The 19,639-nt window shown below is 57.0% G+C and carries 15 protein-coding genes and 1 other RNA gene; 2 read left to right on the top strand and 14 right to left on the bottom strand.

Annotated elements, in window-relative coordinates:
• Positions 1-12 precede the first annotated feature (12 nt).
• From ftsW to pdxR, 11 genes are all read right to left on the bottom strand, one after another.
• Entirely contained in the window at positions 13-1,170 is a 1,158-nt protein-coding gene (gene ftsW, locus Q3Y58_RS10700; protein WP_274218483.1) for a putative lipid II flippase FtsW, read from the bottom strand.
• A complete protein-coding gene (murD, locus tag Q3Y58_RS10695; RefSeq protein ID WP_319622215.1) occupies positions 1,170-2,576 on the bottom strand; it encodes a UDP-N-acetylmuramoyl-L-alanine--D-glutamate ligase in 1,407 nt (468 codons plus the stop codon). The genes ftsW and murD overlap by 1 nt, the downstream gene beginning before the upstream one ends.
• An 11-nt stretch (positions 2,577-2,587) precedes the next feature.
• Entirely contained in the window at positions 2,588-3,673 is a 1,086-nt protein-coding gene (gene mraY, locus Q3Y58_RS10690; RefSeq protein ID WP_274218481.1) for a phospho-N-acetylmuramoyl-pentapeptide-transferase, read from the bottom strand.
• Between the two features lie 9 nt (positions 3,674-3,682).
• Complete coding sequence (locus Q3Y58_RS10685; protein WP_319622214.1) at positions 3,683-7,057, bottom strand: UDP-N-acetylmuramoylalanyl-D-glutamyl-2,6-diaminopimelate--D-alanyl-D-alanine ligase; 3,375 nt, start codon at positions 7,055-7,057, stop codon at positions 3,683-3,685.
• Between the two features lie 85 nt (positions 7,058-7,142).
• Entirely contained in the window at positions 7,143-8,849 is a 1,707-nt protein-coding gene (locus Q3Y58_RS10680; RefSeq protein ID WP_319622213.1) for a peptidoglycan D,D-transpeptidase FtsI family protein, read from the bottom strand.
• 7 nt (positions 8,850-8,856) lie between these two features.
• Entirely contained in the window at positions 8,857-9,210 is a 354-nt protein-coding gene (gene ftsL, locus Q3Y58_RS10675; protein ID WP_274218478.1) for a cell division protein FtsL, read from the bottom strand.
• Positions 9,211-9,214: 4 nt separating this feature from the next.
• Entirely contained in the window at positions 9,215-10,252 is a 1,038-nt protein-coding gene (rsmH, locus tag Q3Y58_RS10670) for a 16S rRNA (cytosine(1402)-N(4))-methyltransferase RsmH (RefSeq protein WP_319622212.1), read from the bottom strand.
• On the bottom strand, positions 10,249-10,719 hold the full coding sequence (locus Q3Y58_RS10665) for a division/cell wall cluster transcriptional repressor MraZ (protein ID WP_274218476.1): 471 nt from the start codon (positions 10,717-10,719) through the stop codon (positions 10,249-10,251). Before Q3Y58_RS10665 ends, rsmH begins: the two co-directional genes overlap by 4 nt.
• Before the next feature lie 425 nt (positions 10,720-11,144).
• Positions 11,145-11,966 carry a sugar phosphate isomerase/epimerase family protein gene (locus Q3Y58_RS10660; protein ID WP_319622211.1) on the bottom strand — a complete coding sequence of 274 codons (822 nt, stop codon included), beginning with the start codon at positions 11,964-11,966 and terminating at the stop codon, positions 11,145-11,147.
• A gap of 92 nt (positions 11,967-12,058) precedes the next feature.
• An RNA gene (rnpB, locus tag Q3Y58_RS10655) (RNase P RNA component class A) lies at positions 12,059-12,451 on the bottom strand.
• A gap of 50 nt (positions 12,452-12,501) precedes the next feature.
• Positions 12,502-13,941: a MocR-like pyridoxine biosynthesis transcription factor PdxR gene (gene pdxR / locus Q3Y58_RS10650; protein WP_319622210.1), complete on the bottom strand. Its 1,440-nt coding sequence runs from the start codon at positions 13,939-13,941 to the stop codon at positions 12,502-12,504.
• 271 nt (positions 13,942-14,212) lie between these two features.
• Here pdxR and Q3Y58_RS10645 point away from each other — a divergent pair, with 271 nt between their 5' ends.
• The gene (locus tag Q3Y58_RS10645) at positions 14,213-14,923 is read left to right on the top strand and encodes a pyridoxamine 5'-phosphate oxidase family protein (RefSeq protein ID WP_319622209.1); all 711 of its coding nucleotides are present in this window, start codon (positions 14,213-14,215) and stop codon (positions 14,921-14,923) included.
• 147 nt (positions 14,924-15,070) lie between these two features.
• On the opposite strand, the gene Q3Y58_RS10640 is transcribed toward Q3Y58_RS10645, so the two are convergent.
• From Q3Y58_RS10640 to Q3Y58_RS10630, 3 genes are all read right to left on the bottom strand, one after another.
• Positions 15,071-15,565, bottom strand: a complete 495-nt coding sequence (locus Q3Y58_RS10640) for a lytic transglycosylase domain-containing protein (RefSeq protein ID WP_319622208.1) — start codon at positions 15,563-15,565, stop codon at positions 15,071-15,073.
• Positions 15,566-15,839: 274 nt separating this feature from the next.
• The gene (locus Q3Y58_RS10635) at positions 15,840-16,595 is read right to left on the bottom strand and encodes an N-acetylmuramoyl-L-alanine amidase (protein WP_319622207.1); all 756 of its coding nucleotides are present in this window, start codon (positions 16,593-16,595) and stop codon (positions 15,840-15,842) included.
• Positions 16,592-17,284, bottom strand: a complete 693-nt coding sequence (locus tag Q3Y58_RS10630; protein WP_274218470.1) for a J domain-containing protein — start codon at positions 17,282-17,284, stop codon at positions 16,592-16,594. Before Q3Y58_RS10630 ends, Q3Y58_RS10635 begins: the two co-directional genes overlap by 4 nt.
• Positions 17,285-17,542: 258 nt before the next feature.
• On the opposite strand from Q3Y58_RS10630, the gene Q3Y58_RS10625 reads away from it, so the two are divergent.
• A complete protein-coding gene (locus Q3Y58_RS10625) occupies positions 17,543-19,639 on the top strand; it encodes a putative bifunctional diguanylate cyclase/phosphodiesterase (RefSeq protein WP_319622206.1) in 2,097 nt (698 codons plus the stop codon).

Raw genomic sequence — 19,639 nt, 5'->3', positions numbered from 1 at the left:
ACCCTTGAAGCCCTAGACCAGCGACGAAGCGGGAACCCGCGTCACGGTCACACCTGGCGTCCGGGTTGGGCGAAGCCTGCGACGTGTCAAAGCAAGAACGAACCCCATGGACAGTGCCAGCGCCACTAGCGAGGAACCGCCATAGGAAATAAATGGAAGGGTCATGCCTTTTGCAGGCATCAGGTTAAGGTTAACCGCCATGTTGATACAGCTTTGCAGACCAAACAGGACGATAAGCCCCGATGTTGCGAGGCGGCCAAAAGGATCTTGATCCTTGGAAGCAACCGAAAGGCCGCGCAACACCACAAAGGCAAACACGCACACAAGAAACAGGCAAAGCAGCACGCCATATTCCTCGGCCACAACAGCAAAGATGAAGTCCGTGTGACTATCAGGCAGAATGCGTTTCACGGTGCCTTCACCCACGCCGCGCCCGAACCAGCCCCCCGCAAGGAAGGAGTCAATGGCTCTGTCGATCTGGAACGTGTCGCCGGAATCGGGATTGAGGAAGCGCTCAACGCGCCCGCGCACGTGAGGCAGATACACATAACCGGCCACCATGCCGCCCACACCAACGGCACCCAGCGGCAAGATCGCAAACCACGACAGGCCGTTGAGGAAGAACAGCGCAAACAGCACCATGGTAATCAGCATGGTCTGGCCAAAGTCAGGCTGGGCGACAAGCAGAGCGACAACGATGGCATAAAGCATCAAGGAGAACAGCCCACCGGGAATTTCCGGCCGCTTTCGTGCTTCCGACAACAGGAACGCCATCACGATCACCAGTGACGGCTTTACAAATTCGGCTGGCTGAATGGAGAACCCAAAGAGGCTCACCCAGCGCCGCGCGCCCTTGATTTCCGTGCCGGTGAAAAGCGTTGCAATGAGCAGCACAATCGAACCTGCAAGCACCAGAAGAGCCACACGGCGAACCATGCGCTGGTTCAGGGCTGATACGGCGAGCAGTAGCATGACGCTTGGAGCCAGGAAAATCGCCTGACGGGTCACGAAGTGGTATGGATCAAGACCGATACGTTCAGCTACTGGGGGGCTTGCAGCAAAAGACAGTACAACGCCTGCACCCATCAGAATGAGGATGCCAGCGAGCAGGTAACGGTCGATTGTCCAAAGCCATTCAGCAAACGGGCTTCGATCGGTTCTTGATACCATCAGTGTCCCCCCGGCTCGGTCAGGTTGGCAGCCGCAACGGCGGCAAGTTCAGCAAAACGCTGTCCACGCACTTCAAAACTCGGGAACTGATCAAAAGACGCACAGGCTGGTGAGAGAAGAACTACACACTCATCAGCATCACTGGTCGCTGCATCCTTTGCTGCTGCAGCAACGGCGGTTTCAAGGTCACCGCATTCTTCCACTTGGGCCTTGCCCGAAAGTGTCTGTGCAAAGTCCTGACTAGCTTCGCCGATCAAATAGGCTTTTGCAATCCGAGGAAAGTAACTTTCCAGCGAAGTGATGCCGCCAGTCTTCGCTCGTCCCCCGGCTATCCAGTAAATCCGGTCGAAACTGGCCAGTGCATGAGCGGTGGCTTCTGCGTTCGTCCCCTTGCTGTCATTGACAAAAACAACACGGCCTGCGGTCGCCACCGGCTGTAGCCGGTGCTCCAGACCAGGGAAAGAAGCGATGCCTTCTGCCAGTTCTTCAGGTGACAGCCCCAGAGCAAGAGCAACAGCAGAAGCAGCAGCGGTGTTCTGAGCGTTGTGAGCACCCCGAAGGCTCATGTGGCCTTGAATGCTTAGAAGCTCCGTCTGTTCCCCATCAAAGCTTTCAAAAAGCTGCGGGCCATCAGCAAAGATGCCATCGCCCTTGGCGATAGCGCCCTTGCAGGAGATACGCTCTACCTGCACCTCAGCCGCCTCCAGCCGATCTGCCATCGCGCTGCTGGTGTCATCATCAACACCCACAACAGCAAGACGACTGGCGCGGACCAGCCGCTCCTTGATCGAGGCGTAATTCTCCATCGATCCATGGCGGTCAAGGTGGTCAGGCGAGAGGTTCAGCATCACACCCACATCCGGCGCAAGGCTTGGTGCCAGATCGATCTGATAGCTGGAACACTCAATCACATAAACACGGTCTTCAGTCAGCGGATCTAGATCCAGAATAGGACGGCCGATGTTGCCGCCCATTTGCACGTCCATTCCGGCCTGTTTGAGAATGTGCGCTGTCAGCGCCGTCGTCGTTGACTTGCCGTTGGTTCCCGTGATCGCAACGAAGGCTGCTTCCGGACAGACGGCCTCGCGCTCTCGCATGAACAGCTCAACGTCCCCAATCACTTCAACGCCTGCGGCCTCTGCCATTTTGACCGTCCAATGGGGCTCAGGATGCGTCAGCGGCACACCCGGTGCCAGAACAAGCGCCGCATACCGTTCAAAATCCGCATCGCGAAGGTCAAGACAGTCAATGCCATCGTCCAGCGCGGCCTCAACACGGCCCTCGTTGTCATCCCATGCGTCCACGCGCACACCGCCCGCCATCAGCGCCTTGGCGGTGGTCATGCCAGAGCCGCCAAGACCGAAAAGAGCAACATGTCGTCCGCGAAGGGTGGTGATTGGGATCATGAGCCAGCTCCTTAGCGCAGCTTGAGGGTTGCAAGCCCGATCAGGGCCAGAACCACGGCAATGATCCAGAAGCGGATTACAACCTGAGACTCGGTCCAACCAAGGTGTTCAAAGTGGTGATGGATCGGCGCCATGCGGAACACACGCTTGCCGGTCAGCTTGAATGAGGCCACCTGCACGATGACGGAGACGGCTTCAAGAACGAACAGGCCGCCAATGATGGCCAGCACGATCTCGTGCTTTGCGGCCACCGCAATCGCACCCAGCATACCGCCAAGAGCCAGAGAACCGGTATCCCCCATGAAGATCGCGGCAGGCGGTGCGTTGAACCACAAGAACCCCAGCCCTGCTCCGATCACAGCCCCGCACAACACGGCAAGCTCACCGGTACCGGCAACATGGTGGATCTGAAGGTAGTTGGAGAACACGGCGTTACCGGTCAGATAGGCAATCAGCGCAAAGGATGCGGCAGCGATCATCACTGGCACGATCGCCAGACCATCAAGGCCATCTGTCAGGTTCACGGCATTCCCTGCGCCCACAATCACAAAGGCTGCAAAAGGAATGAAGAAGATCCCCAGATTGATGGTCAGCTCCTTGAAGAACGGGAAGCCAATGGAGGTCGAAAACGGCTGCGTATCCAGCAGTGTCACGGCAAAGGCTGCAAGACCTGCAATCAGGAACTCAAGACCAAGACGCGCCTTGCCACTGAACCCCTTGTGAGAAGACTGGCTGACTTTCTGATAGTCGTCGTAAAAGCCGATCAGACCAAAGCCCACCGTCACACCCAGCACGATCCAGGTGTAAGGGTTGGCCAGGTTCGCCCAGAGCAGTGTCGCCACGATCATGCCGGACATGATCATCAGGCCGCCCATGGTTGGCGTTCCCTTCTTCGTCAGAAGGTGGCTTTGCGGCCCGTCCTCGCGGATTGGCTGGCCCTTGCCCTGACGCACACGCAGCGCCGAAATGATCTTGGGGCCAAACAGGAAGACAAACAGAAGGGCGGTCATGATGGCGCCGCCCGTTCTGAAGGTGATATACCGGAATACGTTGAAAGCGGAGAACTGGTCAGCCAGCTCTCCTAGAAAATACAGCATTTATTGTCCTCAGCCTTCCGCTGGCTCAGCATATCGTGATTTCACAGCATCAACGATCAGCCCCATACGCGTACCCAGCGAGCCTTTGATCATGATGATGTCGCACGGCGAGATATCGGAGAGAACCCGGTCCACCATGCCTCTTGAATCTTTTGAATAAGCAACTCGTTTATCTGTCGGCAAGGTGTCCCAAAGGGACTTCATCTCGCTGCCCACACAATAAACCAGATCAACCCCAGCGCGTTCGACCTCGCCTGCAATCTGTGCGTGAAACTTTTCAGAATCCGGGCCAAGTTCAAGCATGTCGCCCACAACAGCGATGCGCCTTCCCCGTCCCTCGATCGGCAGTCCGCCAAGCAAATCAAGCGCCGCTTTCATACTGGCCGGGTTGGCATTGTAGCTCTCGTCAATCAGGTAGGCGAACTTGCCGCCCACGTTGAGAACGGTCTGCTCGCCCCGACCTTTCGGCGGCCGCATTTCGCCAAGCGCCAGTCCCGCAAGAGCCAGATCGGCACCAAGGCAAGCTACCCCTGCCAGAACGCCGAGTGAGTTGTTAATGTGATGAGCGCCTGGAGATCCCACTTTGTAGGTGATCGAATTGCCGAGGATGTTGGCTGTCAGCGTTGTGCAGTCGGCACGTGGCACAACCTTCTCAGCAACAGCCTGAGCGCCTTTGCGCTGCCCAAAGGTCACGATGTTCTTAACGCCCGCAATGCTGGCCAGGTAGCGCAACAGGTCATACTGACGGTTATCACGGTTCAGAATGGCCGTACCGCCGGGTTCAAGGCCGTCAAAAATCTCGGCCTTGGCGCGAGCAATGCCCTCAACGCTCTCAAAGAACTCAAGATGCACGGCTTCAACAGTGGTAATCATAACCACATGTGGGCGGACCATCTTCACCAGCGGCGTAATCTCACCAGCGTGGTTCATACCGATCTCGAATACGCCGAATTCGGTGGCTGCGTGCATGCGCGCCAGTGTCAGCGGCACGCCCCAATGGTTGTTGTAGGACGCCGCAGAAGCATGGGCCCGGCCAGACCGGGAGAGCGCCAGCTTGAGCGCTTCCTTGGTGCTGGTCTTGCCAACGGACCCGGTTACCGCAATGATGCGCGCTCTGGTGCGGGCACGTGCGGCGATACCCAAGTCTTGCAGGGCCTCAAGCACATCCTCAACCACCACATACCGGCCATCTTCCGGCAAGTCTGAAAGCTGCGCACGTTCAACAACAGCAACAGCAGCACCGGCTTCCAACGCTGCGCTGACAAACTGGTGGCCGTCAAAATTCGGGCCCTTCAGCGCAAAGAAGGCATCTCCCGCTTCAAGGCTGCGGGTATCAATTGAAATGCCGGTAATGGCTTCGGGCAGGGAGCCGCGTACATCGCCTTTCATGGCATGCGCAAAGTCTTTGCGGGTCCACAGTGGCGCGCTCGGATCAAGAGGCTCTTCGTCTTCTTCCGCAGTTTCCGGCTCGACCTCGACCGTTTCCTTCACCGCTTCAGAAACCGCCGCCACCACAACAGCCTCTTCAATCTTCGGCTGTTCCTCGGCATGCGTTTCAACAACTGGCGTTTCCGCTTCAGGTGCAGACTGTGCCAGAGCAACCTCTTCGGAATGAGCCGTTTCTTCTACAGGTGCTGCAACTTCGGCAGGCGCAGGAGCGCTTCGCTCTTCACTTTCTGCGCGCTGTGGGGGACTTACCTCTTCAGCCTCGGCCTCGAACAACTCATCTGCTTCCTCGGAAGCAGGCGTTGATGCCGGTTCTTCAGAGGCAGCATCGGCAGCAGTTTCAGCTTCAGCACCAGAAACCTCTGAGGACGGCTCATCCTTCTCCGAGGCATCGTCTTCCAGCGACTTGCTCACCAGATCGGCCAGATCGAGTTCTTCAAACGCGTCCGGCACACTTTCAACGTCACCCTCAACGGCGTCCAGTTCTGCAAGTGCATCACGAATGGCGTCATGGTCAGAAAACGGCAGGACATCAGCCCCAACAATCTGGCCCGTCTCATGGCCTTTGCCAGCCACGCAGAGAATGTCTCCCTCGCCCAACAACTCGATACCGCGACGGATGGCTTCAGCACGATCACCGATTTCTAGCGCGGTCGGGCAGGCATCCAGTATTTCGTTTCGGATTTGCTGCGGGTCTTCGGTCCGCGGGTTGTCATCGGTGACGATGGAGATGTCCGCCAGACGACCGGAAATCTCGCCCATCAAAGGCCGCTTTCCTTTATCGCGATCGCCACCGCATCCAAACACGCTGATCAACCGGCCTTTGGTAAAGGGGCGCAACGCCGCCAGCACGTTCTCCAACGCATCCGGCTTGTGGGCATAGTCTACGAAAACCAGACCGCCATTGGCCTTCGTGCCAACATGCTCGATACGGCCCGGCGCACCCTTCAAGGTCGCCAGTGCCTCAATGGCAACCCGTGGCTCTACCCCCGCCGTTATGGCAAGACCTGCAGCGACCAGCGCGTTGGAAACCTGAAACTCACCGGCAAGCGGCAGCATGACAGAATGGGTCTCGCCGTCGCACTGCAGCTCCAGAAGCTGCCCGAAGCCCTCAGGCTTGTCGGAAACCAGCTTCAGGCCCTCACCATTGGCACCGACGGTAAACAGCGGCAGGCCGCGTTCTTCTGCAACGGCCACAACCCGGTCACCGAATGGCGCCTCAGGGTCCACCACCACGGCAGCGCCGTCCGGCAGCACTTCGCGGAACAGCCGCAGCTTGGCTTGCAGGTAGTCCTCCACCGTTGGGTGGTAGTCCATGTGGTCGCGGCCCAGATTGGTAAAACCAGCAGAAACCAACCACACGCCATCAAGACGGTGCTGGTCCAGACCATGACTGGACGCCTCCATGGCCGCATGGGTCACGCCATCCTTGGCAAGCTGGGCAAGGCCCTCATGCAGTTTAACCGGGTCCGGTGTGGTCAACCCGCCATAGCTCTGTCCGTCAGAGGTAACAACGCCCAGCGTACCGAGGCTTGCAGACTTGTTGCCCGCGAACGTAAAAATCTGACGAACGAACTCGGAAACGGATGTCTTGCCGCTGGTGCCCGTCACCGCAACCATGGTGTCTGGCTGAGCACCAGAAAACGCCGCAGCCATAAGCGCCAGCTCGTGCCGCGCGTCAGGCGCGCCGAGCACGGCAACCTCGGCAGGCACGAGCTTTCGAGCCTCCTCAACCCGGTCAGCATCGACAAGGATCGCAATCGCGCCTTTTTCAGCAGCTTGCGCGGCAAATGACAGACCATCGGTCTTGGCACCGGAAAGGGCGGCAAACAGGAAGCCCGGCCCAATTCCGCGGCTGTCCGCAGTGAGACCTTGGACGTCAAGTGCGCCTGCATTTTCGGGCAATTCGGCTGTATATGTTAAGTTTTCGAGCAACATGACGTCGATATCACCGGACTATGAGTCGTCAATATGGCGTAGGCGGTTTTAACAGGCTGCCGACCACGCGTTTTTCCAAAAGATCCTAGTATTTTACCGGGATGGTTTCATCATCTCCGGCGAAATTAGGCTTCACCCCAAGCATCGGCGCGATACGGCGGATCACTGCGCCTGTGGTTGGCACAATGTTCCAGCCTGCGGTTGCATAAGGCTGACCATCAACCTTCTGCGGCTCATCCAGCATCATCAGAACCACATATTTCGGGTCCGACATCGGAAACGCCGCCAAGAACGAGTTCAGGTATAGGCCTTCAACATATTTGCCGTTCACTACTTTTTGCGCCGTGCCGGTCTTGCCGCCTACATCATAACCGGGAACCGCCGCGCGGCGACCAGAGCCCTGCAACACGTTGAGGCGGTTCAGATAGCGCACGGCATCACTGGTCTGCGGCGAGATGGTCTGTTGTGCCACCTTGGCCGCCTCTTCCTCCGTCCGCGGCAGGAAGGTCGGCTCAATCAGCTTGCCGCCGTTCACCATTGTGGCCATCGCCACCGCAGTCTGAAGCGGGGTCACCGAGATGCCGTGACCATAAGAGATTGTCATGGCAGCCAGTTCATTCCAGCGAGGCGGCATAAGAGGCATGGCTCTTTCCGGCAGCTCTCCACCGGGACGCTCGGTCAGACCCAATTTCTTGAGGAACTGCTTCTGCTCATCAATGCCGGCCTCCAGCATCATCTTGGCTGTGCCGATGTTTGATGAATAGATGAACACTTCCGGCACAGACAGAATGCGGCGCTTGCCATGGAAGTCGTTGATGGTTCGCCCACCGGCACGGATCGGCTTGCGTGCATCAAAGCTGTCGTCGATGGATACTTTACCGCTTTCCAGCGCCATTGCCACCGTGATGCCCTTGAACACGGAGCCCATCTCAAACACCCCTGCCGTAGCCCGGTTCAACCGGTCTGGACGAAGCGCTTCACTGCGATCATTGGGGTCAAAGTCCGGCAGAGACGACATGGCAACCACCTCACCAGTGTCAGCCTGCAGTACAATGCCGATGGCAGCCTTGGCCTTGTGGTGCTCCATGGCGCGCTTCAACTCGTCGCGCACCGCATATTGCGCCCGCAGGTCAATTGACAGCCGAACCGGCTCCAGCCCTTCTTCGCTGGTAAAGCCCAGTTCACGCAAATCGTTCAACCAGGCCTGATCTATGTACTTCTCGATGCCGGATATGCCGCGGCCATCCACGTTCACCGTTCCCAGAACGTGGCTTACGGTGTTGCCCCCTGGATAGAAGCGAAGCGTCTCTTCACGGAAACCGACACCGGGAAGGCCGAGGCTATGGATACGGTCACGTTGTTCATTGGTGATTTCGCGCTTGAGCCAGATGAAGGCAGCGTCACCGCGCAGCCGCTGTGCAATGCGCGGCGTGTTCAGCTCTGGCAGAACCGAGATCAGCCCTTCAAACACCTCATCGGGATCCGGAATCTTGCGCGGTTCGGCGTAAAGCGATGCGCTCTTGATGTCCGTGGCCAGAATTTCACCGTTGCGGTCCAGTATGTCCGGGCGTGCCGCACTCGGCTTTTCCGCCGCAATGTAAGATGACCCCTGCTCGGTTTGCTGCATGGCCAGCGTTACAAGACGCCCGCCAATGGCAGCAAAAACGCAGAAGAAGGCCACCATTGCGATGTAAACGCGCGAACGCGCAGGCTCACGAACGGTCGAGGCAACGCCCCCCGTGCGCGGCTTGGCAGGTGCTTTCAGGAAAGAGTTGGAGTGCCCGGCCACCATTCACCCCCTACTGTACTGCAGGAAGGCGACTGGCGTAGCCACCCATCGGATCGCCGGAAACAGGCTGCAGCTGGACCGGCTTGACCGGCAGCGCCTCAACGGTGGTAATCTGGCTCGCGCCCAGTGGCTCCAGCTCCAGATAGGCGTTGTAGCGGTCTACCACGCCCTGAAGACGAGACGGCTGGTTCAGAGCGCTCCATTGGGCCTTGTACCAGCGAATATCTTCTTTTTCCTTCTCGATCTGTCGCTGCAGCTCTGCCACCTTTTCCGTCAGGTGTTCGGTCGACATTTTCATGTCGTAAACAGCTGCTGCCCCGATAACCACGAGGATCAGAAACAACAGATTAACGATCTTCAACATCGTATCAGCCCCCTAGTCCTCTAAATGCAGCAAGGCGCGGCACACCGGCCTCATGAATATCAAGCTCGCGAGCCGGCGCATCCAATCGACGACCGGCCCGCAAGCGCGCTGAGCGCGCACGAGGGTTTGCCGCCACCTCGTCGGCGCTCGCGTCTTGATTGCCCTTGACGATGAATTCGAATGTCGCTGGCGGAACGTCCATTTCCGGCATGTGGCGGGAACCACCACCACGCACCTTGGTACGGTCCTGCAGAAAACGCTTCACAATGCGGTCTTCAAGGCTATGGAACGTCACCACCACCAGGCGGCCGCCCGGTTTGAGAATGCGTTCCGCAGATGCAAGCGCGCCAGCTGCCTGATGCAGCTCGCCATTTACATAAATGCGCAGAGCCTGAAACGTCCGCGTCGCCGGATGAATGCCCGGCTTCTTCGGGTTCCGGCCCACCACCTTCTCCACCACCTTGGCAAGTTCAAGCGTGGTCTCGAATGGCTTCTCGTCCCGCGCCCGACAAATGGCATGAGAAACGGAAGACGCGCGTTTTTCTTCGCCCAAAAGGCCGATAATCCGGGTCAGGTCCTTGTGCTCCAGCGTGTTCACCACATCTGCAGCGCTCGGGCCATCCTGTTCCATGCGCATGTCCAGCGGGCCGTCATTACGGAAGGAAAACCCCCGTTCGGCCTGGTCCAGTTGCATGGAAGAAACACCAAGGTCCATCACCACGCCGTCCACCTTGTCATAACCAAGGCCGTGCGCGTGTTCATCCAGGTCAACAAACTGGCCATGAACCATTTTCAACGTATCGGGAAAAAGCTGCTTCAACGGCGCTGCACCAACAATGGCATCCGGGTCCCGGTCCACGCCAATAACAGTCGCCCCCGCCTCAAGAAAACGGCGGGAATACCCGCCCGCGCCAAAGGTACCGTCAATGATGACTTCACCCGGCTGCGGCTGCATGGATTCCATAACCCGATCCAGAAGGACGGGGATGTGACGGGTCAGTCCGCCAGCGACCTCTTCGTTTTCGTCGCGACCCGCCATCATACCGCCCCTTCCAGTGAGGCAGCGGAACCACCGCCGCCTGCCAATACCGCCAGCGCCCGCTTCATTGCCTCTTCGCGATGCTTGCGGAATTTCGAGGGCTCCCAGATTTGGAACTTGAAGCCCTGACCCACAAAGGTCACTTCATCCTCAATGCCAGCGTGATGGCGCACCATGTCGGACAGCACAAATCGGCCATCCCGGTCCACTTTCAACGTTTCACTGGCACCGTAAAGCGCTGTCGACAGCGCATCATATTCCAACGACAAGGTGGAAAAGCCCTCAAGTTTCTTCTGAATTTCGGCAACCAGACCGTTTCCGCCCGCGTCTACAGCGCTCTGGAATGGAGATGGGAAGCAATAAAGACCTTCAAAGCCGTCCTTCGCCAAGGCCGCACGGAAGGGTGCAGGGATCGATACACGACCCTTGGCATCCACCCGATTGGTGAAGTGCGAGACGAACCCTGACATTTTTCCCCTTGCCTCAGGACCGGGAATTCCACCCGATCAATTGCCGCTTAACTCTTCAAAAACCGTGGATCAGCCACCTGCCATCCGAGCCACCTTCTCGGTCCGGGACCAGAAGCCACAATCTGGTCATTTCCGGGACACTTTGGGATAGCATGGGACAGCACGGGACGTCAACGCACGAACTGGGTTCTCACGCCACCGAAACCCGCACAAAATGGTCCACGGTCAACTCCTATGGTTAACGCGGAATAACCTTAAAAATCCTTAAAATTGAATGAGAAAGCACCTTCCAAGACCCGCCGGAAACACAGTCATTTAGCTGTGTGGGGCATTTTCCCGAGGGTCCCCAATAAAAAAGGCCGCTGAACTTTCAGCGACCTTTTCCTGCCCCTTTTGGGGAACTTTGGGAATGCGTGACCAGACGACTACTGAGCGAGTCTCTGATCAAGCAGATACTGCGCCGCTTTGGGCAGCTCCTTGTTGTTGGCCAACTCGATGATCAACCGCGGATGATTGGTGTACTTCTGGAAAGCTCGGAACAGCGGCTCCCACTTTAACGTGCCCTCGCCCATGGCCCAGTGACGGTCGGCATACCCGTCCGCATCTTGCAGGTGAACATGCTTGAGCAGCGCCCCCGCAGCCTTCACGTAGTAGTCAACCGGCGGCGCACCGGTAGAGCCATGCGCATAGTAGGCGTGGCCCGTATCCAGCGACACGGCAACAGCGTCACTGTTGAACGACTTGACCAGATCAACGCGCACATTCGGATCCACATCCTCGATGTTTTCAATCATCAAGGTGCACCCAATGTCTTCGGCCTTGGCGACAGCCGCGCGCAGGTTCTCGTGAATGCACTCAAGCTTGAAAGCACGGCCTTGATCGTACTGGTCCAGGTTGTGATGGTCCCAGTTCGTGTAGGGGCTATGCACCACCATGTGAGTGGCCTTGATTTTGCGGCACACTTCAAGCCCTTGGTCGAGACGCTTTTGCACCACCTGGCGAATGTCCGGGTCAGCGGCTGAAATGTCCAGATTCCAGAACGGCCCATGAATTCCCAAAGGACCGTCAAAGCCCTCAAGCTTGGCCAGCACTTCATCCGCAAGATGCTCCCAGTTGCCATTCAGCACATCACCGGGCACGAAATCCTGCAGCTCCAGCGGGCGCTGCTTTTCCAGCATCCATTCCCGGTGCTCATCAAATTCCGTAATACTCATCGCCGCACCGACGATGGGAAGATAGCCACCCATTCCCCACTCCTATGACTCAGCTTAAACGCGTATAATTACGTGCTTGCTAGTGCATTCAGATGTCAAGGAAGTAACAGCGCAATGCAAAAAGGAATACCAGTCGGCCTGTAAGCCGGGTTTTGTATGGCACGGGCAAGCCCGCACGTGACGGCCATTCATCTGGGACGCCCATTACTGGACGCCTCAAGCAACCAACCCGGGCGGTCAGGTCTGAAGAAAGACTGGAAGCCGAGGCCTCCGCGCCGCCCCTATTCGGTTTTGCTCCCGGTGGGGTTTACCATGCCGCCTCTGTTGCCAGACGCGCGGTGGGCTCTTACCCCACCCTTTCACCCTTACCCTCACATGTGAAGGCGGTTTGCTTTCTGTGGCACTTTCCCTGAGGTCGCCCTCGCCGGACGTTATCCGGCACCGTTTCTCCATGGAGCCCGGACTTTCCTCCCCCGCGGCCTTTCGGCACTTGCGGGAGCGGCCGTCCGGCCGACTGGTGCGCCGGGACTAGACTGCTCACCCCAAAAGGTCAAGGCCTTGAAACGCCTTATCTGTCCGCCTCAACACTTAAACCTTCCTGAAGCACGTCGCAAAACCGGTCGATCATCGCCGGCGTGGCTTCAGAAAAGCCAATCACGAGCCCGGCCTGCGGCGTTCCCAGATAGGCAATGGAAAGCGGCACCACGCCAAAGCCCTTGGCGTTCATATGGGATGCCACCACAACATCATTCACATCTTCATTGAAGAACAGAGGCATCTGCAAGCCGCCGGTCGGGGTTGAAACACTCACTTTATTCCCGAACCGGGCCCCGATCTGCTGTGCGAGAAGCGCGCCACTGCGCTGATAATGTACCCGGATCTTCTTCAGATGCGCCCTGTAGTGGCCATCGTCGATGAAATCCGCCAGAGCCGCCTGCACATGGACATTGGCAAGAGCGCCCAGCGCCCGTTGTGCCACGCTCAGGGCCTCAACATGCACCTCCGGCACCACAAGATACGCCAGCCGGATCGCGGGCAGCATGGACTTGGCCACCGTTCCCATGTAGGCAACCTCGCCATCAGCTCCCAAGCCCTGCAAGGCTGCCAGAGGACGCCCTTCAAACAAAAACTCACTGTCGTAATCATCTTCCAGAATGATCGCACCGGTCTTGCGCGCAAATGCCAGCAGCTCCAGTCGCCGGGTCATATCCATGCGTGTTCCAAGCGGATACTGGTGAGATGGGGTGACGTAAATCAGCCGCGCGGCATCCAGTGCCCTTTCATCAAGACTATCGTTGGGCTGGAAAGGCATTAGCTTCAGGCCCGCTCCCAGAAACGCAGAACGCGCGCCCAGATAGCCCGGCTCCTCAATCAGCGCCTGATCTCCCGGGTCGGTGAAGGCTTGCGTCATCAGCGTCAAGGCAGATTGCACCGTCGGCAGGATGAGGATCTGGTGCGGCTTGGCGCGCACTCCACGCTCCTGTGACAGATACCGAGCCAAGACCCGTTGCAACTGGGGCAATCCAACAAGATGCTCATAACCCAGCGCGCCGCCAGAAACCCGCCGCGCTGCACGGCGCAGACACCGCGCCCAAAGTTCTGAAGGAAACAGCGTGCGCGAAGGCTCTCCCGGCTGCATGGTTGAACCGCGTTCGCCATACAAAGACTTGAAACGATGGTTCGTGGCCAACACCGCCCCGCGCTTTGAAAGATGGCGGCTGGGCGCGGCCATGGGCACACCCTCTCCACGTCCAAGTGCCTGCACACCATTCACAACTGGCGCGGCACCTGTGCGCACATCAATCATGCCTTCGGCACGCAACAGCTCATAGGCCGTATTCACGGTGTTTCGGGAAACATCAAGGGTCGCCGACAATCGCCGGGAACTGGGGAGCTTTTCTCCTTCCGCAATGATGCCACGAGCAATGTTTTCGCGGATCACGCGATAGATCTGACTGGTCAGAGAAACAGAACCATCACGTTCCAACTCAATTTCGAACGGAAACAAACCGGCACCCAAAACTTGAAAAAACAACAAACCAGTTATCAGGTGTAGCAGAGCCATCACGCCGACGAACACACCTCGTTATGCACATGGCGTGTTTTCAAGAGATATCGGGAAAAAGTGGCGGGCTGACCTTCATTTACAGAGGTCCGAGCAGGGGTGCCCGAGTAACTGGATCTAAATTATTTAAATAATTGGATCTTCTTTAGATCCAGTTACCCGAGCGATACTGGTCCTATTCGTTGCCGACAGTCTGCTCAAAACCGAGGACCAGATGACAAATACGCAAATAGACGCACCTCTTCATAAAGAGCGTACGTCACACAAAACTGAAAAGCACCGCAGACCCTCCTACGCCAAGGTAAGAGTGTCGACGCGAGCTGATTATGACTGGGAAACCATCGCAAGCATCCTTGATACCGCGCTGGTTGCTCATGTTGGGTTCATTGATGATGGGAGGCCCATGGTTATTCCCATGGCTTTTGGAAGAATGGATCGTCGGCTGTTTATTCACGGTGCCAAAGCAGCACGAATTGTCAAAGGCGTTGATGAGGGCGCGCCAGTCAGCCTGACGGTCACCCACGTCGATGGCATCGTGTGCGCACGTTCCGCATTTCACAACAGCTTCAACTACCGCAGTGTTGTGTTGCACGGAACCGCCCATCCCGTCACAGACACCGAAGAAAAGCTTGCTGCCCTTCGAGCTATTACCAACCATATCCTACCCGATCGGTGGGATGAACTCCGCCCCCTGACCCCAAAGGAACTCAAGGCAACCGGAGTGTGGGCATTCGATACCGAGCATGCCGCTGCAAAGATGCGTCAAGGGCCGCCGATAGATGAACCGGAAGACTACGCCCTGCCGAACTGGGCAGGCATCATTCCTGTCACGACCGCACTTGGACTTCCAGTAACTGATGGAACCGTGAAGGAGGGTGTTCCCGTCACTGCCTCAACCCTGAAGGCGCGGCAGAAGTTTGTGTAACACCACGTCAAAGATAGGGACGGTCAGCGCACAGTGAGAAACTGACCGTCCGTTCTCTGTCCTTGCAGGCACACTGACCACATCAAGCGGGCAGCAATTTACTGAACTTTTCTAAAGCCCCAGCCCACCAACAGCAGCAATCGGATATCAGCTATCCTTACCCAGAATGTTCTGAACCTTCTGGCAGTAGCGTGCGCTGGTCTTGTTCATGCGCTTAGCATAGTGACCAGCGTTGTATCGCAGGATCGTGCCACAAAGGTCGCCCCCGGCCTTTTTGTGCGCACCTGCGAGATACTTCATGCCCCATTCCAGATTTGTTTCTGGATTGTAGAGCGCCTTCGTAGAGCCGCGGTAGCCCAAACCACGTGCTGTAGAAGGTTTGATCTGCATCAGGCCCACTTCACCAGCAGCACCACGTGCGCTTGGATTGAAGCTGCTTTCGACCTGAACCACAGCACGGGCCAACTCATGCGGCACACCATGCTTCTTCGCTGTTTCCTTGATCAGCGTCTCAATCTTCTTTTCCTCAGACTTGGCGGAGGCTGCAAAGTCCCCATCAAGATAACCAACTGGATTACCCGCAAGAATTGCAATCGCACAAAGAGGAAGTACCGCGGCCCGAGCGCGTTTCATAAGTTTCATTTGTCTGTCCTGGCAAAGTTGTTTTGAGCGAGGGCGGTTATGATTGCCGGATGGGACGAAAATCGGGCACGGGAATTCACAAACTGTTTCAAGTTTTATGTCACTTAAGTGACAGATTAGCCCGCATTTGTGGAATATAAGGCAAAGAGGCGGCAACCCCGCCTCAATTTGGCTGAAACTGTGAAACCATAAGCACCTTACCTAACGTCATATTAACCTTGGCAAGGGGCCTATTTCACATAACCCTCACGTAACCCTGGGTAAGCGCTCCGCATTAAAGACTAGGCAAACCCCTTAGGAGGCTATGCAGCAACGTGATGGTTTCCGGGTCTGCAACCCCATCAACACTGCTCGGACGGAAATGCCTCTGGAACGCGACCACAGCCTGATAGGTCTTTTGGTCAAACACGCCGGACTGACGGATATGATAACCATAAAGTCCGAGAAGAGCCTGGATCGCTTCAATGGGCGCACCTTCATCCCCCCGCTGGAAGAAGCCGGAACTCTGTGGCTGCATTTTCTCAGCTACAAAATGCCCGATGCTCTCATTGTAAAGGCGCTCCCAAGGGAACTTCTCGCCCGGATCGATCTTTCGGTCTGGCGCCACATCTGAATGCCCCAGCACCCGCGCCGGAGGAATGTCGTGACGGCTCAGGATGTCCTTGCAGAGTCCGATGAGCGCCTCGATCTGCGCTTCCGGATACTCCGGCAGGCCACCATCATGGCCGACATTGGCAATCTCGATGCCAATGCTGCAGGAGTTGATGTCAGTCTCCCCCTTCCACCAGGCCTTCCCGGCATGCCATGCCCGGCGGCCCTCTGGCACACACTGATAGATGCTGCCGTCTTCCATCACCACATAGTGAGCGGAAACCTCACTGCGGGGATCACAAAGCCGGGCCAGCGCCTCGTCATGGTCGGGCATCCCGGTGTAATGCAGCACCAGCATGTCCACCGGCATTGCACGTTCATTGTGATTGGGAGAAGGTTTCAGCTGTGCGGGCACACCGCACTCAGGTTTCACGCTCATAGGCCTCTTTCCGCTCGTACCTGCGCATAGGCCGCATTCAAGGCCGCAAGCCGCTCATTGGCGATACGAACAAATTCTTCTGGAACGCCCCGCCCGATCAACCGGTCAGGATGGGTCTCACGCACTTCCTGCCGATAAACCTTCTGCAGATCAAGGTCGCTGATTTCCGGATCTACACCCAGCACCATGTAAGGGTCATAGTGACCGCGCATATGCCGTGCCTTGATGCGGCTGAAACTCACCGGCTCCAAACGGAAAATGGAGGCCACTTTTTCCAGATAGCTCAGTTCCGCCTCGTGGATGACACCATCAGCCTTGGCGATGTAAAACAGGCCGTCCAGCACATCCACACAGGTTTGCGGATCATCGGCGAGCAGCTGATACAGCTTTTCCGCATAAAGGTCGTAGCCAGCCACGTCCTGCTGCGCCAGCGAGAACAGCCGGGCCACGTTCCGCTCTTCTCCTTCGGGAATTTCGAAGAGTTCATAAAATGCGAGGATCTCATCCGTGGTCACCACGCCGTCAGCCTTGGCCATCTTGGCCGAAAGCGCAATCATGGCCGCAGTAAAGGCAACGGACCTGCGCGCCTCACCCGTGTTCTTGATGAGTTGCTGCAAGCGCTCAGCAAGTTGAGCACTGCTTTCCTGCAGGGCGACCACAATGGCCGATAGGCGGCTCCAGATATCCATAAAAGAACCTTAAGCTATCTTAATTGCGGTTTCGAGGTGCCCTCTCTCACCTCGACATCATTTCCCCTGAGAATTACAGGAGACAGCCTTCACGGGCACCCGCCAGCATTTGCACTGAACACACTAGCATTTTCAGAAAATGTGAATAGACACAATGTCAATTACTACCATTTATTCATAATTGGGAAATTATAAGGGAAGACCTATAGAAAAGGGCTGGGTTAACCACCCTCGACTCTCGCGTAGATGGAGTCTCTCTTGGAAGCGTCGCCGCAATTCAAGCGCATCAATTATGTTCTTTGCATTCTTATTGGCTTTCTAGTTCTCGCAGCGGCCTTTTTTATAGTTAACAAAACGGTACTTTACTTCTCCTTCCGGTCCGAGGCGCAAGAAAACGTCGACCGCCTGATTACCAAGATCGAAGAGAACGAAGAACTGATCCTGCCCCGAAATGTCATGCTACAGCCTCAACAGGAGGTTTCCGGAATCGGTTTGCGGGGCACCCAAGACCAGACAATGTCCTGGCATGAGCGCTTGCTGAACAATGACCACGTAATGGACGCCACCACGGCCCCGCTGCTGGCGGACGAGCTTTCCTCGGTGTTCCCCGTGCATTGGCTGCTCGGCGTCAGCAATCAGGGCGAAGTCCTGTCGGTCTTCCCGGCACAGATGCCGCAGAAATCTGCCATTGAGCTGTTGAAGGACGACGCGCTCAAGCAGGCTTGGCACGCTGCGCAGGACACCGGCCTCATCAGCTTCGCTGGAAACTTCGAGGTTTTTACGTTCGGCACACCAGAGTTCACTGCGATCGTGCCCTACAGCCATAACGGCGATGTGCTTTACAGCTTTGTCTTGAAAGCAGAGCCCACCGTGACCCACCAAACCGTGGTGCGGGCCGTAGCCGCGGCAACTGCCTGCGGTTTCCTGATCGTTCTGATTTTCGCCGTTTCCGCCGTCGCCTTCCTGTGGCGTTCTTTGAAAGAGCGCTGGCAAACCACCAAGACCATTCGCTTTCTGGCCCACAACGATCCGCTGACGCACCTGCCAAACCGCGCCGTATTCAATGAAGAACTGACCAAGGCCCTGCGCAAGTCCAACGTCACGCTTGCCGAGGTCTATGTGATTGCTGTCGACGTGGACAAGTTCAAAGAGATCAACGACACCCACGGCCACGCCGCCGGAGACCTGTTCCTTCAGGTGATCGCAGACCGCCTCCGCCTTGTGTTTGATGATCATCTGGTCGCCCGTATTTCCGGCGATGAGTTTGCAGTCCTTCTCGAGGAAGTCCCCTCCCAAAAGCAAGTGGAGGTGCTGGCTGAACGCCTTGTATCCGCCGTCAAGGCACCCTGCCACGTAGACGGCAAGAACTTGGAAATCTCGCTTTCCATGGGCATTGCCAAGTCTTCCGACGCGGCATGGCGCAGTTCACGGCTGCTTCATTGTGCTGACCTTGCCCTGTACCGCACCAAGACCGGTGGGCGTAACGGCTATACCTGGTATCACCCCAGCATGGATGAGGAGCTTCAGTACCGTAAGGCGCTCGAAGCGGAGATGCGCAAGGCTCTGGCCTGCGACAACTTCTCGGTTCAGTATCAGGCGCAGGTCAGCCTCTCCGACAAGAAGCTGAAGGGCTTTGAGGCTCTGCTGCGCTGGCAACATGAGGATCGGGGCTGGATCTCCCCAGATGTCTTTATCCCATTGGCAGAAGAAACCGGCCTCATCGAGGAGTTGGGGGAATACATCTTGCGCAAGGCGTGCAAGGACGCCGCCAGCTGGGTCGATTCCAGCCTCAAGGTGGCCGTCAACTTCTCTCCCTCCCAGTTCCGAACGGGCGAAATTGAAAACAAGATCGAGAGCGCACTGCGCGATGCCGGTCTGCCCCCAAGGCGTTTGGAAATCGAAATCACGGAAAGCCTTCTCATGAAGGACACTTCAAACGTGGTCGCATCCTTGAAACGGATCAGCGACATGGGCGTTTCCATCGCCATGGATGACTTCGGCACCGGCTATTCATCCCTGAGCTATCTTTCCAAGTTTCCATTCAACAAGATCAAGATCGACCGCAGCTTCATTACCAACCTCGGTCAGGATGCCCACACAGACGCCATCGTCGCCTCCATCATTGGCTTGGGCCGCTCTCTTGATGTGCTGATTACCGCCGAGGGCGTGGAGAACGACACCCAGCGCAAGATCCTTCGGGCCGCCGGGTGCGATCTGGTTCAAGGGTTCCTGTTTGGCAAGCCCAGGGTCATTGATCCGGAAAATCCATACGCAGCCGTCAAGTGCCTTCAAAACGTCAGCGAGGGACGCATGGACAACGCGTTCTCAAGCCACGAGCATCCGGTCAGTTCCTAG

This window comes from Nesiotobacter zosterae, from assembly GCF_033843645.1.
Classification (GTDB): Bacteria; Pseudomonadota; Alphaproteobacteria; order Rhizobiales; family Stappiaceae; genus Pseudovibrio; species Pseudovibrio zosterae.
Note: the sequence above shows the minus strand (reverse complement) of the source record. Positions and strands in the feature narration are given on the sequence as shown.

Excerpts from the sequence above, each read along its gene's own strand:
- ftsW (WP_274218483.1), bottom strand. The coding sequence starts at position 1,170 with ATGGTATCAAGAACCGATCGAAGCCCGTTTGCTGAATGGCTTTGGACA.
- murD (WP_319622215.1), bottom strand. The coding sequence starts at position 2,576 with ATGATCCCAATCACCACCCTTCGCGGACGACATGTTGCTCTTTTCGGT.
- mraY (WP_274218481.1), bottom strand. The coding sequence starts at position 3,673 with ATGCTGTATTTTCTAGGAGAGCTGGCTGACCAGTTCTCCGCTTTCAAC.
- Q3Y58_RS10685 (WP_319622214.1), bottom strand. The coding sequence starts at position 7,057 with ATGTTGCTCGAAAACTTAACATATACAGCCGAATTGCCCGAAAATGCA.
- Q3Y58_RS10680 (WP_319622213.1), bottom strand. The coding sequence starts at position 8,849 with ATGGTGGCCGGGCACTCCAACTCTTTCCTGAAAGCACCTGCCAAGCCG.
- ftsL (WP_274218478.1), bottom strand. The coding sequence starts at position 9,210 with ATGTTGAAGATCGTTAATCTGTTGTTTCTGATCCTCGTGGTTATCGGG.
- rsmH (WP_319622212.1), bottom strand. The coding sequence starts at position 10,252 with ATGATGGCGGGTCGCGACGAAAACGAAGAGGTCGCTGGCGGACTGACC.
- Q3Y58_RS10665 (WP_274218476.1), bottom strand. The coding sequence starts at position 10,719 with ATGTCAGGGTTCGTCTCGCACTTCACCAATCGGGTGGATGCCAAGGGT.
- Q3Y58_RS10660 (WP_319622211.1), bottom strand. The coding sequence starts at position 11,966 with ATGGGTGGCTATCTTCCCATCGTCGGTGCGGCGATGAGTATTACGGAA.
- Q3Y58_RS10645 (WP_319622209.1), top strand. The coding sequence starts at position 14,213 with ATGACAAATACGCAAATAGACGCACCTCTTCATAAAGAGCGTACGTCA.
- Q3Y58_RS10640 (WP_319622208.1), bottom strand. The coding sequence starts at position 15,565 with ATGAAACTTATGAAACGCGCTCGGGCCGCGGTACTTCCTCTTTGTGCG.
- Q3Y58_RS10635 (WP_319622207.1), bottom strand. The coding sequence starts at position 16,595 with ATGAGCGTGAAACCTGAGTGCGGTGTGCCCGCACAGCTGAAACCTTCT.
- Q3Y58_RS10630 (WP_274218470.1), bottom strand. The coding sequence starts at position 17,284 with ATGGATATCTGGAGCCGCCTATCGGCCATTGTGGTCGCCCTGCAGGAA.